The organism is Embleya sp. NPDC056575, assembly GCF_042793325.1.
Lineage (GTDB): Bacteria > Actinomycetota > Actinomycetes > Streptomycetales > Streptomycetaceae > Embleya.
Window position 1 is genome coordinate 1 of record NZ_JBHTVA010000019.1, and the last position, 15,049, is coordinate 15,049.

The window sequence follows — 15,049 nt, forward strand, 5'->3', positions numbered from 1 at the left end:
CCCCGGCCGGGTTCCGTGGAACCCGCCGCGCCATGCTACACCGGCCGGTTCCCGCGCCGATCAGGCCACGGTCCGCCCGCGCCGCCGGCCGGCGAGCACGGCGCCGCCACCGAGCAGCAGCAGGCCGCCCGCGCCGCCGATGTACCAGACGGTGTTGTCGTCACCCCCGGTTTCCGCCAGTCGAGGCGGCACCGTCGTCGGCGCGGTGGACGGCACACCTTCGCGCCCACCCGAGACCGCGCCCGACGGCGTCGGGGCAACGGTCGACCGCTCGCCGCGGGGCGACGAGCTGGGCGGTACGGCGTTCGGCGCCCTGGTCGCCGGCGGCGCCGCGGTCGGCGGGGCGGTGGCCGGCGGCACCCGCCCGGCCGACCCAGGCGCCGCGCCCTCGTCGGCCACGGCCGCCCCCTGCGCCGACACCACGGCGGAGGCCGCCGCCAACAACCCGGCCCCGAACACCCGACCGACCCGAACCCGACCTCGACGACCACCCGGCGGGGAGCCGACCACGGAACCCGAAACACGCGCCGAACGAATAGTCACCATTCTCCTCAAGGACCATCACCCACCCGGATCCCCGTGCCACGAACACACGGAGCCGAGGCCGCCACCATCCGGCGACAGCCATCCAGACGCCCGACGACCCCCGGGGTTCCCACTCCCACCAAAGTTTTTTCCGAAGCCGCCAAGCCCGGCGACGCGGGTGTTACCCAAGCCTGAGTGGGGGCGGTGTGTGTGGGGCGTCGGGGAGGACGGGGTCCCCTGCCGTCGCGGGTTCGACGGCGTACGGTGCGAAGGTCGGAGCCGGTACGCCGAACGGGGGCGCGGGCGATGTCGCTTCGCGTTTGTTCTGCAGCGTCGTGATGTGTGCGATCACGGCGACCGCGAGAGCGGTGGCGACGATTTGCACGACGAAGAGGCCGGCCTTGACCAGGCTCACCGTCCGGGCGGCCTCGGCGTCGGCGACGGTGTCGACCAGGAGGGAGGAGATTTCGGGGTCGGCATCGGGGCCGAGGTAGCGCACGCCCAGCGCGATCGTCATCGCGGCGACGAAGGTGATCCACCAACCCCACACCAGAACGAGGCCACCCCGCGTGATTGCGCCACCGTGCTGTGTGCGGGGGTCACTGGCCCGCCACACGTCCACCGTGATCCGCGGTGGGAACCACAGGTTGACCACCGGGCAGAACCAGCCGCCGATCGCCCAGCCGGAGGACAGTGTTCGCCGCGCCTGCCCCGGGTAGGTGTCGATGTTGCGGCGCGCACGATGGAACCAGATCAGGAACACCACCATCAGGGCGATTTGCACGAACGAGTAGGGCCGCCAGAACAGGGCGAGGGAGTCGTTGAACTCGTTCGGATCCCGAGCGGGGCGCCGGCCGTGCGCGATGTCGTCCCACAATCCCGCCCGGTAGACGAGGGTGACGACCGCGGACGCCGATGCCAGCGCGGAGATTCCCATCATGACGTAGAGCGTGACGGCGAGCCCGCGCAACGGGCGTGGCCGCGGCGGGTGGTAGGCGAACGGGTGTGGTGGACTCGGGGGGAAACCCGAGTACGCCCGCCCACCGCACGCACCGCAGGGTCCGGGAACGACGGGTCGTCCACCACAGAACGGGCACAGCACGAAGCAGGTTCTCCTGTCGATGAGTTCGGACCGCCCGCGTCACGTCCCGGCGCCGATCCGCGTCGGCCGCACGGGTTCGGCGGGGCGTCCGAGGCATCATCCCGTGCTGATCGATCCACGTCACGAGGTTTGTCCGCGCGGTCGATGTGAGCCGCATCTCGAACGTACGGCCGCGACATCATGAACAGCCTTGTCCCATCGACCTGTCGACCATCGATCCCATTCCGGGTCGAAGGAGGCATCGCGTCGCGGTTCCCGTGATATGGGAGGTTCCCGTGGCGTGGGGATTGTCCTGAACTCTCCTGGTGACGGTGATCGGGATCCGCCTACGGTGCCAGAGGTCGTCAACGAACCCGAGGGAGGCAAGCTCCGTGTGTACGGCATCCGCCGGTGGGTGAGGGAGACGCGGCTCGGTCGGGCCCGGTTCGCGCCGGACGGGCAAGACCACATCGTGTACCCGCACAACGTCCACGGGGTGCCCTCGGTCGCCGCGACGGCCCGTACCGAGAACCGAACCACCACCAAGAGGCGGAAATGAGCAAAGCCAGCAAGTTCGTCACCACGGCAGCGGTTTGCGCGACCTCCTTCGCTGCCCTGGTACTTTCCGGCGCGACGGCCTCCGCGGTCGGATCGAGCCCGAACGGCGGGGCCACCCCGCTCGCCGGCACCGGTCCGATCGTGCACTGGGTCAGCGGCAAGTGCATGGACGTCGCCGGTGCCGGCGACATCGACGGCACCCCCGTACGACTCGACGCCTGCAGCCCCGGCTCCGCGGCACAACAATGGACCATCGCCAACGGCACCATCGTGGCCGAGGCCAAGTGTCTCGACGGCGGCAATCTGCTGCCCGGGACGCAACTCGCCATTCGGGACTGCACCGGCGGTGCCAATCAGGAGTGGCGTCGCCTCAACTTCGACCGCCTGTACAACCCTGCCTCCAGCCTCTGCGTCAACGTCCCCAACGGCAACGCGACCAACGGCGCCCGACTCGACATCGAACCCTGCGCTCGTACCGGCAACATGGTCTGGACCGTGCCCGCCGGTAGCTTCTGAGCCCAGGGCTGTAAAAAGTTCGGCTCCGTTTCACAACCTGTCGTAACGGAGCACGGTTTCGGTCAGGCGCGATCCGCTGTCGGACCCGCCTGAGGCCGGCCCCGCCACACATCCCGCCACACGAGACGTCCGGTTCCCATGCGGACGCCTTCGACCCGGCGACCGTGGCGGGGCCGGTGCCGTTCACGGCCGGAGCGTCCCGCCATCCCACGAAACCCGCCCCCGAGCGCGCGAACGCGACGGCCGAATCGGTTTCGAATTCGGGGGCGCCGGCAGCGGCCGACGGAGGGCAATCGGTTCTCTCTACCCGCGTGGCGCCCGGCCTAACGCAGCGGCCCGTATCGGCTCGTTCGGATGCTTCGGGGATATCGCAGAGTAACCCGAGGGAAGACGCCGTGTGATCGGTCGCGCATTTTTGAATGGAATGGCTTCCGATCCGGTCGCGGAGGGTTGCGTCGAACGAATTGTGTTTAGCATCATGGCATCGGGACAGGTTGTGCTCAGAGTCGACGAGTAACACGGCGTCGGCCGTACGACATGACCGGCGGGACGACGGGTCCGGGTCGCGACCGTGTCTCGGGGCCGAGGAAAAACGGTTGGCCTCGGCGGCGAACTGGGCTCGGTAGCCTGTGAGTTGGTCGTACCGGCCGAGTCGAGGGCGCGGAGCGTAACGACACGAGACATATACGAGCAGCAGGCTCGCGTGGTGGGGCCGGGCGCACGACAGGTGGGGCGTATTCGTTGATTGCGAATTGCGGTCCGATATGCGGAACTGCCCGGGTTCAGGCGCGTCGACGTGGGTGGAAGGTTTGCCGACGGCTCTCCATGAATTGTCGGTGAATGCGGTGCGGGCGCACCTCGATTCTTCGCGGGCCTGAATTTTCCATGAGCATTCTGGAATGAGGATCGCGTGGAAGTCAAAATTTTACGGTGGCCGTCCGAGGCGGAAAAGCGCGCGGTGTGCAGGTCACGGGGACTGCCCTGCCTGCTGGTCCTGGAGGGGCACGGGGTGTCGGCGCCCACTGGCCTGAACGTCCTGGAGGACTGGGTCAGGCCGCCGATCAGTCGAGCGGATTTCGGCGCGCGCCGGGCCGCGCTCGCGGCCAGGGCCCAGGCGGGTGCGTTGCCCTGCATCGATCGTGAGGGTGTACTGCGCTTCGGCGGTCGCAGACTCTCGCTGTCCCCGGCGGAGGCGGATCTGATGCGCGTCCTGGTCGAGTCGTTCCAGGAGGTGGTGTCCCGGGAGAGCCTGGTCCGGCGGGTGTGGCCGGGCGATTGTGCGCAGCGGCGCAATGCCCTGGACCTGCGCATCCTGCGACTTCGTCGGCGAATCGGCTGCCTGCACCTGTCCATTCGCACGGCGTGGGGGCGCGGATACCTGCTCGACCTGCACGACCCGAGGGAAGACGACCTCGCCTGGTCGGGCGCCGGCGGGCACTGAGCCGCCGGGGGAGGCACGGGAGACGCGGAGGCGTCGCGGGCGGGTGACCGGATCCGGGCGGGATCGTGCGCCCGGCCCGCTCGCCCGTGCCCGCCGGCACTTCGCTCAACCGTCGACCCGGGACAGCGCCGCCAGCCGGGCGAGGAGCATGGCGGCCAACTCCGTCGCGCGCTCGTGGGGTACGTCCGTCGGTCGATGGGCGAGAGCACCCGCCAACCCGCCATCGGGCCCGACGGCCAGTTCCAGGCTCAGCGACGTCTTGGCGTAGCCGAAGTCCACGTCCTCGACGCCGAGGCAACCGGGCAACTCCGCCGCCCCGTCCTCCTCGTCCAGGGTCAACCGCACCCTGATGTCCTCGTCCCGGACCGGCCCTTCCACATCGGCGTCGCGGCCGGTGAGGGCGGCGAAGACCCGCTCGAAGGGGGCGTCGCCGTCGCCCAGCGCGGCGGTCAGCTCGTCCCGGGTCCCGCGGAGCGCATCGGCCTGCTCCGGCCGCGGTCGGGCCGCGACGCGCACTACCATCGTATTGGCCAAGTCGGCGAGCACGCCGCCCAGTTCCGGGCGGTGGCGACCCGAGGTGCAGCAGCCCACGAGCGTGTCCGCGCGGTTGTGGGCCTCGGCCACCACCGACCCCCAGGCGGCCAACAACACGGCGAACAGGCTCGATCCGCTCGACCGGGCGAGCCGGTCGAGGCCGCGCGCCGTCGCCGCGTCGATCCGCACCGGCAGCCGTACCCCTTTCCGGTTGCCGAGGTCGGGCAGGTCGAGCGGTGAACCGGCAGCCAACCGCACGACGCGGCGGTCGAGTTGTTGACGAACCACGCCCGACTCCAGGCTGCGGCGCTGCCAGTGCGCCACGTCGCGCGGGCGCAGGCGGCCCGACACCGGCATCCCGCACAGCCGCGGCAGGAGGACCGTGCGCAGCCCGTACCGGTCGCACGCGATGTCGTGCGCCACCACGCTCAGCAGCACCGCCGCCGGCCGCGCGTCCAACACCCGGAACCGCACCGGCGGCCGATCCATCCGAAACGCCAACCTCCCATCCCGCAAGGCCAGCTCCCCGGCCCTGCGCCAGGCCCCCGCCCGATCGTCCGAGGCCGCGACGGTGTGCTCCACCGACACGTCGTCGACATCGTGCCCACGCACCCGGACACCGCCTCGCCCGTCCAGGTGGTACGAGCAGCGCAACGCCTCGTGTCGCGCGACAGCCTCGCGCACGGCCCGCGCGACGTCCTCGGGCGTACGGTCCGGCGCGAAGCCGCAGACCACGCCGACGTGGTGGAAGTCGCCGTCGTCGCCGCCCCGATGGGCCCGCCACAACGCCTCCTGCTTGACGGTGACCTCGTCCGGCTCGCCCTCGACCCGCTCCGGGCCGCCGTCCAGGTAGTGCAGGAGCCCCCGTTCGGCCAGCCGCGCGGCCAGCAGTTCGCGCTTGGCCGGCGACAACGCCCTCAGCCGCGCCCGCAGTTCCGCGCCGGTATCCGTGCTCATCGTCCCGGCTCCCGCACCTCGTCCTCCGGCAGGCCGGCCACCTCGGCGACCAGCGCCGCCACGCTCTCCTCCTCGTCGCGGCACCGGTCGATCGCGGCGGCCAGGTCCGCGACGGCGCTGGACTCCAACCACGTGCGCAGCGGCAGCCGTACCCCGAACCGGCCGCGCACGGCGGCGATCACCCGGGTGGCGAGCAACGAGTTGCCGCCCACGGCGAAGAAGTCGTCCAGCACGCCGACGCTCGGAACACGCAACACCTCCTGCCAGATCCGGGCGACCTCCTGTTCCGTGTCGGTGCGCGGTGCCACCCCGTCGGTCAACCGCTCGTCGATCACGCCGCGCGGTGCGGGCAACGCCTTGCGGTCGATCTTGCCGGTGTGCCCGAGGGGGAAGGCGGACAACGTCGCGATCGAGGTCGGCACCATGTAGCCGGGCATCCGCTCGGCGAGGAAGGCCCGCAGCCCGGCCACGTCCAGATCGTCGCCTCGCGGCACGACATAGGCCGCCAGGCTGCGTTCGCTGCCGTCGCCCCACGGCACCACCAGGCACTCCCGGACCTCGGGATGCTCGGCGATCTCCGCCTCGACCTCGTGCGGTTCGATCCGGATGCCGCGCACCTTCACCTGATCGTCGCTGCGGCCCAGGAAGTGCAGGTTCCCGTCCGGCAGCAGGGTCGCCACGTCCCCGGTGCGGTACAGCCGGGCCCCGCCGCCCGCGAACGGGTCCGGGACGAACCGGTCGGCGGTCAGGCCCGGACGCCCGTGGTAGCCGCGTGTGACACTCTCCCCGCCGATGTACACCTCTCCGCGCGCGCCGAACGGCACCGGTTCCAGATGCCGGTCCAGCACGTAGGTCGTCTCGTTGTTCATCGGCCGACCCGACGGCACGAACGGCAGCCCGACCTCGCGGGGCAACACGTGGAACGTCGTGTCGATGGAGACCTCGGTGACGCCGTACAGATTGATCAGGTCCGCGTCGAGCGTCTTATGGAACCGTTCGGCCAGGGTGGGTGGAATCGGCTCGCCGCTGGCGAAGACGAAACGCAGCGACGTGCAGGAGCCGGCGTCCTCGGCGGTGAGGAAGGTCTGCAACATCGCCGGGACGAAGTGCAACGTGGCGACCCGTTCGGTACGGATCAACTCGGTGAAACGATCCAGGTCCAGGTGCGACCTCGGCGGCGCGAGAACCGCCCGGGCCCCGACGAACAGCGGCCAGAACAACTCCCACACGGCCGCGTCGAAGCTGTACGCGGTCCACTGCAACGCGGCTTCCTCCGGCCGCAGTTCGTACAGTCGCCCGATCCACCACACGAAGTTGACCGCGCCGCCGTGCTGCACCAGCACGCCCTTGGGACGGCCCGTGGACCCGGAGGTGTACATCACGTAGGCGAGGTTGTCCGAGGCCACCCCGGTGTCCGGCCGGTCACCCGGGCGGTCCGCCCACGCCTCGGGTTCGTCCAGGACCACCAGGTGGCGTGGCCTCGGCAGGAGTTCGACGAACCCGCGCGATGCGAGCACCACCTCGCAGTCCAGGTCCCGGGCCAGGTAGTGCAGCCGGTCCGGCGGGAAGGACGGATCCAGCGGGGCATAGGCCCCACCCGCCTTGAGGATGGCCAGGATGGCGACGTTCAGCTCGAACCCGGGCTCCGCGCACAGACCCACGATGGTGTCGGGTCGCACACCGAGGTCGATCAGGTGGTGGGCGAGGCGGTTCGCGGCGCGATCGAGTTCGGCGTAGCTCATCGAGACCCCCTCGTGAACCAGGGCCGGGCGGCCCGGAGTGCGGTCCACCTGGTCCTCGACGTGCTGGTGCAGGCACCTGTCGCGGGGGTGGTCCACCGCCGTGTCGTTGTGCGCGTTCAGCGCCGCCGCCTCGGCCGCGTCGACCAGGGGGAGCCGGCTCATGGGGGTGTCCGGAGCCGCCGCCGCCCCGGTGAGCACCGCCGCCGTGCAGCGCAGCAGCCGTTCGACCCGCTCCGCGTCGGCGACCTCGGGGGCGTACCGGGCCACCAGGGTCAGCGTCGCGCCGTCGTCCTCGACACCGACGGCCAGAGGTGGGCCCGCGGCCTCCGGCGCCGGTACGGCCGCGTCGTCGCGCGCGTCGACCACCGAGTCGTACAGCGGCACGCCGCGTTCCGCGCCGGAGAGTTCGTGCAGCACCGCGCCCGGCAGTCGGCCGTACGCGCGGGCCTGTTCCATCCACCGCGACAGCGCGGCGATCCACGCCGCGGCGGGGGTGTCGTCCAGTCGGACGGGGGTGGGCAGGGTGCGCTCGAAGGGGCTCAGGCACGCCCGCAGCGCGGGGGGCCGGGTGTCGACGGACAGGCCGATCACCGCGAGCGGTTCGCCGCGGAACCTGGCCACCACGGACGCCCACGCGGCGGCGACCACGCGCAACGTGCACGAGTCGGCGGTCGCGGCCAACTCCCGGACCGCGGCGGTCGCGGGGGCCGACAGTGCGACGCGTACCGTCTCCGGCGCCCGACCGGCACGGGCGGCGGGTTCGGGGAACAGCGGTGTCGCACCGTCGACGTCCGCGAGCGAACGCCGCCAGAACTCGGTCGCCTCGGCCCGCTCGGTCGCATCGGGGCGAACCGGGGAGTCGGTCGGCCGATCGACCGGTCGTTCACCGCGCAGCAGAGCCGCGAGGTCGCTCAGGAGCAGGTGCGCGCCCAAGTCGTCGACGAGCAGCGGGTGATAGGTGAACACGGCCTCCCGGGTCGCGTCCGACCACAGGAGACGGCCGAGCGCGGTGTCCAGCTCCGGCGGGAACCCGCGCCGCAACTCCGTGGTCGCCGCACGTTCGTGGCTCGCGCGGTCGGGTGAAGTGCCCTCGTACGTCGCGCCGTCGGGCGCGGTCGGGGCGTGCTGGGCGCGGCGGAAGGGCAGCGCGACGCCGGTGCGCACAAGCGTCGGGCGAGCCTGTGACCAGTCGACACCGACTGCCAACTCAGGTCGTAGTTCCATGAGTTCCACCCAGGCGCGGTGTACGTCGGCGGTCGTGGCATCGGCCAGGGTGAGGCGGATCTGGCGGGCGAGTCCGCGGACCGAGCCGTCGAGTGCCGCCGCGACGAGGATGTCCTGTCTGGCGGGGGAGAGGGGGATGCGGTCGGGAACGGGCGGTTCGTCCGCGGGGGTGACCATTGCCACGGTGACCTCACGAGAGTCGGGTCGGGTCGGTCGGGTCGGTCGGGGCGTCGTCGGGCGCGTCTTCGACGGTGGTGAGCAGTTCGCCGATGGTGTCCAGGTCCCGGGATTCGACGGCGCGTGCGTGGTCGAGCGATTCGGCGAGCCGGCGCAACGTGGGCGCCGCGAACACGTCGGCCAACGCGACGTCCACGCCGTGGGCCGCGTGTACCCGGGCCAGGACCTGGATCAACTGAAGCGAGGTGCCGCCCAGTCCGAAGAAGTTGTCGTCGCGGCCCACCCGGGGCACCCCCAGGACCGGTACCAGTACGTCCCGTGCGAGGGCACGCTCGGTGTCGGTCGCGGGCGGCGTGTACGGGCGCGCGTCGAGTCGGGCGGCACGTTCGGCGGCGGCTCGGGCGGCACGGGCGAGGGCGGCGGTGTGGATCGGGGCGGTGCGGGGGGTGTCGTCGGTGCCATCGGTGCCACCGGTGTTGTCGGGATTCCCGGTGTTCTCGATGCCCTCGGTGTTTCCGGGGTTCTCGGTGTTTTCGATGACGAACACGGTCTCGGGAACGGCGGCGCCCGGCAGGAGGCGGCGCAGCCGATCGGGCAGGTCCTCCGGCGTCGGGGTCCGGGCGCCGGGTGCGCCGATCGCCGCGTATGGATGCTCGGCCCGGCCCCAGTCGAGTGGTTGCGCACCCGCCACCGCCGGCCGGCCGGTCTCCTGGGCGAGTGTCGCGGCCAGGTCCGCGAGCAGGATCGAGCGACCGCGTACGCAGACCCGGTCGTCGGGCGGGCGGACCAGACGCGGCGTGCCGTCGGCGCCGACCCGGACCAGCGCGCGGGTGTTCGCGATGCGACCGCCGCCGCCGACCGGATCGGGACGGAAGTCGTCGGCGCAGGCCGCCGGTTCGTCGAGATAGCCGGTGCCGGGGTCGACGGCCGCCCACAGGGTCCCGGTGCCGCCGACGGGAACCGGCAGCAGGTCGTCGTTGAGCACGTGGTACGGCGTCGGACACGCCGAGGCGTGTGGGTCCGGGCCGGTCAGGAGGGCGTCCGGGACGGCGGGGGCCCACCAGCGCCGCCGAGGTGCGGCGTCCCGCCCCTCACCGGGCGAGGCGGGCTCGGTGAGGCGGCGATACGCGGCGCGCAGCTCCAGCAGGTGCACCGGGACGGATTCGGCGAACGAGAAAGGCAGTTCGGCGATGGTGGCGCCGGCCTCGGACAGCGCGTCGAAGCGCGCGTCGGCCGGCTCGGCACCGGCGGGCAGCAGCAGCGTGGCGCCGGCGCGGGCGGCGGCGAGTACGCAGATCGCGGCGTCCTCGCCACCCCAGGCGAAGTCGGGCGCGAACACGTCCGAGGCGGTCGTTCCCAAGGCGTCCGCGAGCCGATCGGCGGCGCGCAGCAGCGCGCTCGACGGGATGCGCAGGACGCGCGGCGTCGGCCGGGCCCGCAGGCCGACCAGGAGCGCGCCGGGCGGGTCGTGGGGGGCGTCGGCGTCGTCGGCGTCGTCGCTCGTCGACGTCTTGGCGGACCGCGCGCACGGCGCCGACTCCGGCCGCTCCGCGACGTGGTCGACCGTACCGTCCGGGAGCAGTTCGAACCGGGCGTGTGCGGCGGTCGCCACCGCGTCCGACCAGGCCGCCGGGTCGTCGGCGTCGCGGACCAGTACGTCCGCCCCGAATGCGAGGGCGCCGAGCAGCGCGGCGGCGCTGTCGGCGGATTCGTCGGCGGCGATGACGACGGTGTCCCCGTAGCGCGCGCCGGCTTCGGTGAGCGCCGTGTGGATCGCGCGTACGGCCGCCACGACCCGCGCGCCCGTCAGCTCGCCGCGCGGTGCGGTGACCAGCACCTCGTCCGCCGGCCTGGCGGTCCAGCCGGTGAGGAGGCCGCTGTCGCCGAGGGCACGCTCGCGGGGAATCGGGGGCGCGGCGAGCGACGTCGGGATGCCACGTGCCGTGGGGTCCAGGAAGTGGGCGACCAGGGTCGTCAGCGCGTCGATCGTGGTCGGGTCGAACAGGTCGGGGTCGTATTCGGCGAGCAGTTCGGACTCACCCCCGCCGACCGCCAACACGAACTCCAGGCCGTACATCGGGACGGGCGAGGGCAGCAGCCGGATCCGGGCCGCGCCGTCGCCCGGGTGCGGCACGGGCAGGGAAACGGTGTCCAGACCCACCGGGAGCAGCGGTTCGGCCTCCCAGGTCTGCGGGCGCAGATCGGCGAGCGCGGCCAGTGGCAACGGCGCGCGCTCGCATGCCGCGATCGCCTCCCGGGCACGCGTGGTCAGCGCCGCCGCGTCCACGCCGCCGTCGATCCGCAACGGCAATACGCCGACCGTGCCGAGCCGGCCCACCAGTTCGGCGGTCTGCGGAGTGTGCCGGCCGGGATCGTGCAATCCGAGCCGCAGCGGCGACGCGGCGCCGAATCCGCGCAGCGCCGCTCCGACGGCGGCCAACAGCGCCACCCGGGGCTCGGCGGGCGCGGGCACCCGGCGGCTCAGCGAGGCACCGGCGGCGGACGCCGGCCCGACGACGGGCGGCCGGTCGTACGGCAACAACGAGGGCCGCGCCGGCCCCAGCCGCTCGGCCGCCGTCGGCAGCAGTTCGGCCAGGCGCTCGGGGGAGAAGCGACGGCGGTGCCAGTACGCGTGATCCGCGACGCCGAACCCGCCCGCCGGCGGCACCGTGCCGTCGCGGTAGGCGTCCGCGACGGCGGCCAGGAGCAGCCCCATCGACGCGCGGTCGATCGTATGTCGCGCGACGGCGAGCGTCAGCGCGCAGCCGGCGTCGGACGAGCCGATCGCGGCCCGGCACAGCGGACCGTGCCGGGGGTCGAAGGGCGCGCACCACGCGGACTCGTCGGGCGTGTCGTGCCAGCGCACCCGCGCGCCCGAGCCCGGCACCTGGACGAGCGTGCCGCCACGCTCCTCGACCAGCAGTCCCAGCGCGGGAGTTGCCGCCGCGACCGTCTCGACCGCGTCACGCAGCCGGGCACGGTCGAGCCGGTGCTCGGTCTCCAGACGGCCCGTGACCGCCATCCCGGCCAGGTCCGGCACGGCCGACGCGGCCGTGTACAGCCACTCCTGGTCCAGCGTGAGCGGAACGTCGGCGCCCTCGGGACGGGGTTCGGTGAACTCCCGTCCCCGCGCCTCGCCATCGATGCGGCGCAGCACGGATCGCAGTGCCCGGCGGCGGGCCTGCGGTGCCGGGATCTTCGGGCCGGTCATGCGAGATCGCCTCCGTTCAGGGTCTCCAGGACCCGGCGCCGCTCACCCGGCGTCATCCAGGCCACGTCGCGCACGGCGCGGTCGGGCCGGCTCACCGCCCAGTCCAGGAAGACGCCGAGTCGCCGGGCCAGGTCCGCTCCGGTGGCGTCGTCGAACAGGGTCTTGCTGTAGTCGAGTCGCACGGTCGGCCGGGGGCCGCCGAGCACAAACGTGGCGTTCAGGTCGAATCGACTCGACGTGCCGGCCGGAGCCACGAACTCGCAATCGAGCCCGTCGAGTTCGAACGAGGGTGGGGCATCCACGCCGGAGCAGAAGGCGCGGAAGAGCGGATTACGGTCGGCCCGCCGATCCGGGCGCAGCGCGCGGACCAACTCCTCGAAGGGCAGAGCCTGATGGGCCATCGCCTCGGCCAGCGTCAGATGGGTACGGCGCACCGACTCGACGAACGACTCGCCCGGGTGCGGCGCCGACCGCAGGCACAGCGTGTTGACGAAGCAGCCGATCAACGGCTCCAGAGCCAGATCCGTCCGCCCGCCGACCGGCATGCCGACCACGAAGTCGCGCTGCCCGCCGTAGCGGCCGAGCACCGCGAACCACGCGGCAAGGGCGACGGCGAAGGTGCTCGTGCCCGCCTGCGCGGCCACCGCGCGGATCCGCTCCATGGTCGAAGCGGACAGCTCGTGGCGCACGGTACCCATCGGCCCGCCCACCCCGTGGCCCGGCCGGTCGGTGGGCAGTTCCAACTCCCGCACACCCTCGAGCGCACCGCGCCAGTACCGCAACAGCGCCTCCCGGTCGTGGTCCAGGGTGCGCCGCTCCCACCAGGCGTAGTCGCTGTAGGAGATCCCGGGCGCGGGCAACGCGGGCTCGCCGCGTCGGCGGTAGTCCTCGGCGAGTTCGTGCAGCAGGATCGCGGTGGACCAGCCGTCGAAGGCGAGGTGATGCAGGGTCAGTACCAGCACGACGGTGTCGCCCGCGTCGTCGAGCGGGGCCACTCGCACCCGCAGCGGGGGTTCGCGCTCCAGGTCGAAGACGTGGGCGAGTTCGCCGGAAGCGGTCGCGACGGCGCGGGCCATGGCGTCGGCGCCGGGCGCGGCCGGTCGATGCTCCACGGCCGGCGGATCGGCCAGAACGCGCTGGACCGGCGGGCCGTCCGGGCGCGGCTCGACCACGGTACGCAGCGGTTCGTGTCGCCGCACCAGACGGTGGATCGCGCCGACGAGCGCGTCGAGGTCCGGTTTCCCGCGCAGCAGCAGCGCCACCTGCAGGTTGTACTCGGCGGTCGGCGGTCGGCTGGTGTGCACGAACCACAGCCGGGCCTGCGCGGTGGACAGCGGCGCGGGGCGCTCCGCGACGGGCACCGCGGGGGCGCGGGCCGGCGCGCGCGGGAGGGCGGCTTCTGAGGTGCTCACGCGGGCACCACCGCCTCGGTCAGCGTGCTCGCGGCGTGGGCGGCGGCGGCCACGGCCCGCTCCACGCCCGCGTCCGAGACGTCCCGGTGGGTGACGAACCGGACCAGGCCCGGGACCACCTCGGTGACCAGGACGCCGTGTTCGGCCAGCGCCGCCACGAACGGGGCCGCCGCGCGGCCGATCGGCATCGTCACGATGTTGGTGCGCGGCGGATCCGGGGCGGCCCACGCGGGCAACACCTCGCGCAGGCCGCGCCCCAGTTCGGCCGCGCGTCGGTGGTCGGCGGCGAGGTCGTCGATCCCGTCCAGCGCGATCGAGCCCGCCGCGGCCACCACGCCGACCTGACGCAGCGTCGCGCCGAGCCGACGCCGGATCTCGGCGGCGCGCACACGCACCTCGGCGGTGCAGCACAGCAGCGAACCCATCGGCGCGCCGAGGCCCTTGTACAGCGAGAACGTCACGGTGTCGCACAGGGCGCCGACATCGGCGGCCGAATACCCGCCGGCCACACAGGCGTTGAACAGGCGGGCGCCGTCGCAGTGCAGCGGGACGCCCGCCGCGCGACAGACCGTCGACAACTCGCGCAGGTCGGCCAGGTCCCACAGCGCGCCGCCGCTCGCGCAGTGGGTGTTCTCCACCGCGACCATGCCGGTACGCGGGGCCCGCCAGTCGTCGCGGGCGAGCGGATCGGCGACGTCCGCCGGGCCGAAGACGCCCCGGATTCCGTGGATCGGGGCGAGTTGTACGCCGGCGAGGCCGGAGGTGGAGTGCGATTCCCAGCGCACCAGGTCGGAGTCGGCCTCCGCGAGCACCTCGTGGCCGGGTGGGACCAGCGCCATCACGGCGGCCAGATTGGCCATCGTCCCGCTCACCACGAAGAGCGCCGCCTCGGTGCCGGTCAGCGCCGCGGCACGCTCCTCGAGGGCGCGCACGGTGGGGTCCTCGCCATAGAAGTCGTCGCCGACCCGTGCCGAGGCCATCGCCTCGCGCATCCGCTCGGTCGGTACCGTCACCGTGTCCGAACGCAGGTCCACGGGTGCGGAATCGCTCACCGGAAAGCCTCCTCGGGTCGCCCGGGGCGGTGGTCACCGTCGTGCCGGTGCTCGTCTTCGTGCCCGTTTCCCGTTCTCGTTCCGGCACGACGGACGCGGGGCACGGGTACGCGGCGCCGGACGAGGGCACGCGTCGCCCCGAACCGGCATCGTGCGCCGGAATCGACGACGGCGCCGATTATCTTTCAGGAACCCGTCGGCCCTTTCCGGAGTATTTCCCGGCCACTTCCGGGATGCCGTCCCGGTGGGTAATTCTGGGCGCGATGGAATTCATTCCCGTCGTCGGCGCATCGGAGCCGACGACAACCCACCCGACACCAAGGGGACTTCGATGGAGGAGCAGGCGGACGACCGCGTCTACAACGTCGTGGTGAACGACGAGGAGCAATATTCCATCTGGTTCGCCGACCGCGCACTGCCGGACGGGTGGCGCGCGGAGGGCACCACCGGCACCCGGCGGGAATGCCTCGACCACATCGAGCGGGTGTGGACCGACATGCGACCGCGCAGTGTTCGGGAGCGGTTGGCGACGGGCTGAAACCCGGTACGACCCGCGAGCCTGCCCGGAGTTGCGGTCGAGGCCGTGCGGGGGAGCGATCGAGCCGTCCCGCCCGGGCCG

At 72.7% G+C, this 15,049-nt stretch carries 10 protein-coding genes; 3 read left to right on the forward strand and 7 right to left on the reverse strand.

Annotated features, from left to right (window positions below; translation table 11 throughout):
• Positions 1-60: 60 nt before the first annotated feature.
• Entirely contained in the window at positions 61-459 is a 399-nt protein-coding gene (locus ACFRCG_RS17075; RefSeq protein WP_380032251.1) for an LAETG motif-containing sortase-dependent surface protein, read from the reverse strand.
• A 247-nt stretch (positions 460-706) separates the two neighbouring features.
• Positions 707-1,465, reverse strand: coding sequence for a DUF4328 domain-containing protein (locus ACFRCG_RS17080; protein ID WP_380032252.1), 759 nt, complete (start codon positions 1,463-1,465; stop codon positions 707-709).
• 696 nt (positions 1,466-2,161) lie between these two features.
• On the opposite strand from ACFRCG_RS17080, the gene ACFRCG_RS17085 reads away from it, so the two are divergent.
• Complete coding sequence (locus ACFRCG_RS17085; RefSeq protein WP_380032254.1) at positions 2,162-2,680, forward strand: RICIN domain-containing protein; 519 nt, start codon at positions 2,162-2,164, stop codon at positions 2,678-2,680.
• 1,009 nt (positions 2,681-3,689) lie between these two features.
• Complete coding sequence (locus tag ACFRCG_RS17090; protein ID WP_380032256.1) at positions 3,690-4,121, forward strand: winged helix-turn-helix domain-containing protein; 432 nt, start codon at positions 3,690-3,692, stop codon at positions 4,119-4,121.
• Between the two features lie 105 nt (positions 4,122-4,226).
• Here ACFRCG_RS17090 and ACFRCG_RS17095 read toward each other — a convergent pair whose 3' ends face one another.
• Genes ACFRCG_RS17095 through ACFRCG_RS17115 form a run of 5 tightly spaced genes read right to left on the reverse strand, consistent with a single transcriptional unit; the run spans position 4,227 to position 14,430 of the window.
• Positions 4,227-5,612, reverse strand: coding sequence for a condensation domain-containing protein (locus ACFRCG_RS17095; protein WP_380032258.1), 1,386 nt, complete (start codon positions 5,610-5,612; stop codon positions 4,227-4,229).
• Positions 5,609-8,755: an amino acid adenylation domain-containing protein gene (locus ACFRCG_RS17100; RefSeq protein ID WP_380032259.1), complete on the reverse strand. Its 3,147-nt coding sequence runs from the start codon at positions 8,753-8,755 to the stop codon at positions 5,609-5,611. The genes ACFRCG_RS17095 and ACFRCG_RS17100 overlap by 4 nt, the downstream gene beginning before the upstream one ends.
• Positions 8,756-8,768: 13 nt before the next feature.
• Positions 8,769-11,966, reverse strand: a complete 3,198-nt coding sequence (locus ACFRCG_RS17105; protein WP_380032261.1) for a phosphopantetheine-binding protein — start codon at positions 11,964-11,966, stop codon at positions 8,769-8,771.
• Entirely contained in the window at positions 11,963-13,378 is a 1,416-nt protein-coding gene (locus tag ACFRCG_RS17110; RefSeq protein WP_380032263.1) for a condensation domain-containing protein, read from the reverse strand. Before ACFRCG_RS17110 ends, ACFRCG_RS17105 begins: the two co-directional genes overlap by 4 nt.
• On the reverse strand, positions 13,375-14,430 hold the full coding sequence (locus ACFRCG_RS17115; protein WP_380032265.1) for a threonine aldolase family protein: 1,056 nt from the start codon (positions 14,428-14,430) through the stop codon (positions 13,375-13,377). Before ACFRCG_RS17115 ends, ACFRCG_RS17110 begins: the two co-directional genes overlap by 4 nt.
• A 331-nt stretch (positions 14,431-14,761) precedes the next feature.
• On the opposite strand from ACFRCG_RS17115, the gene ACFRCG_RS17120 reads away from it, so the two are divergent.
• A complete protein-coding gene (locus ACFRCG_RS17120) occupies positions 14,762-14,968 on the forward strand; it encodes an MbtH family protein (RefSeq protein ID WP_380032267.1) in 207 nt (68 codons plus the stop codon).
• Positions 14,969-15,049 lie beyond the last annotated feature (81 nt).

Coding starts and splice junctions, on each gene's coding strand:
- ACFRCG_RS17080 (WP_380032252.1), bottom strand. CDS start 1,465: ATGATGGGAATCTCCGCGCTGGCATCGGCGTCCGCGGTCGTCACCCTC.
- ACFRCG_RS17085 (WP_380032254.1), top strand. CDS start 2,162: ATGAGCAAAGCCAGCAAGTTCGTCACCACGGCAGCGGTTTGCGCGACC.
- ACFRCG_RS17095 (WP_380032258.1), bottom strand. CDS start 5,612: ATGAGCACGGATACCGGCGCGGAACTGCGGGCGCGGCTGAGGGCGTTG.
- ACFRCG_RS17100 (WP_380032259.1), bottom strand. CDS start 8,755: ATGGTCACCCCCGCGGACGAACCGCCCGTTCCCGACCGCATCCCCCTC.
- ACFRCG_RS17105 (WP_380032261.1), bottom strand. CDS start 11,966: ATGACCGGCCCGAAGATCCCGGCACCGCAGGCCCGCCGCCGGGCACTG.
- ACFRCG_RS17120 (WP_380032267.1), top strand. CDS start 14,762: ATGGAGGAGCAGGCGGACGACCGCGTCTACAACGTCGTGGTGAACGAC.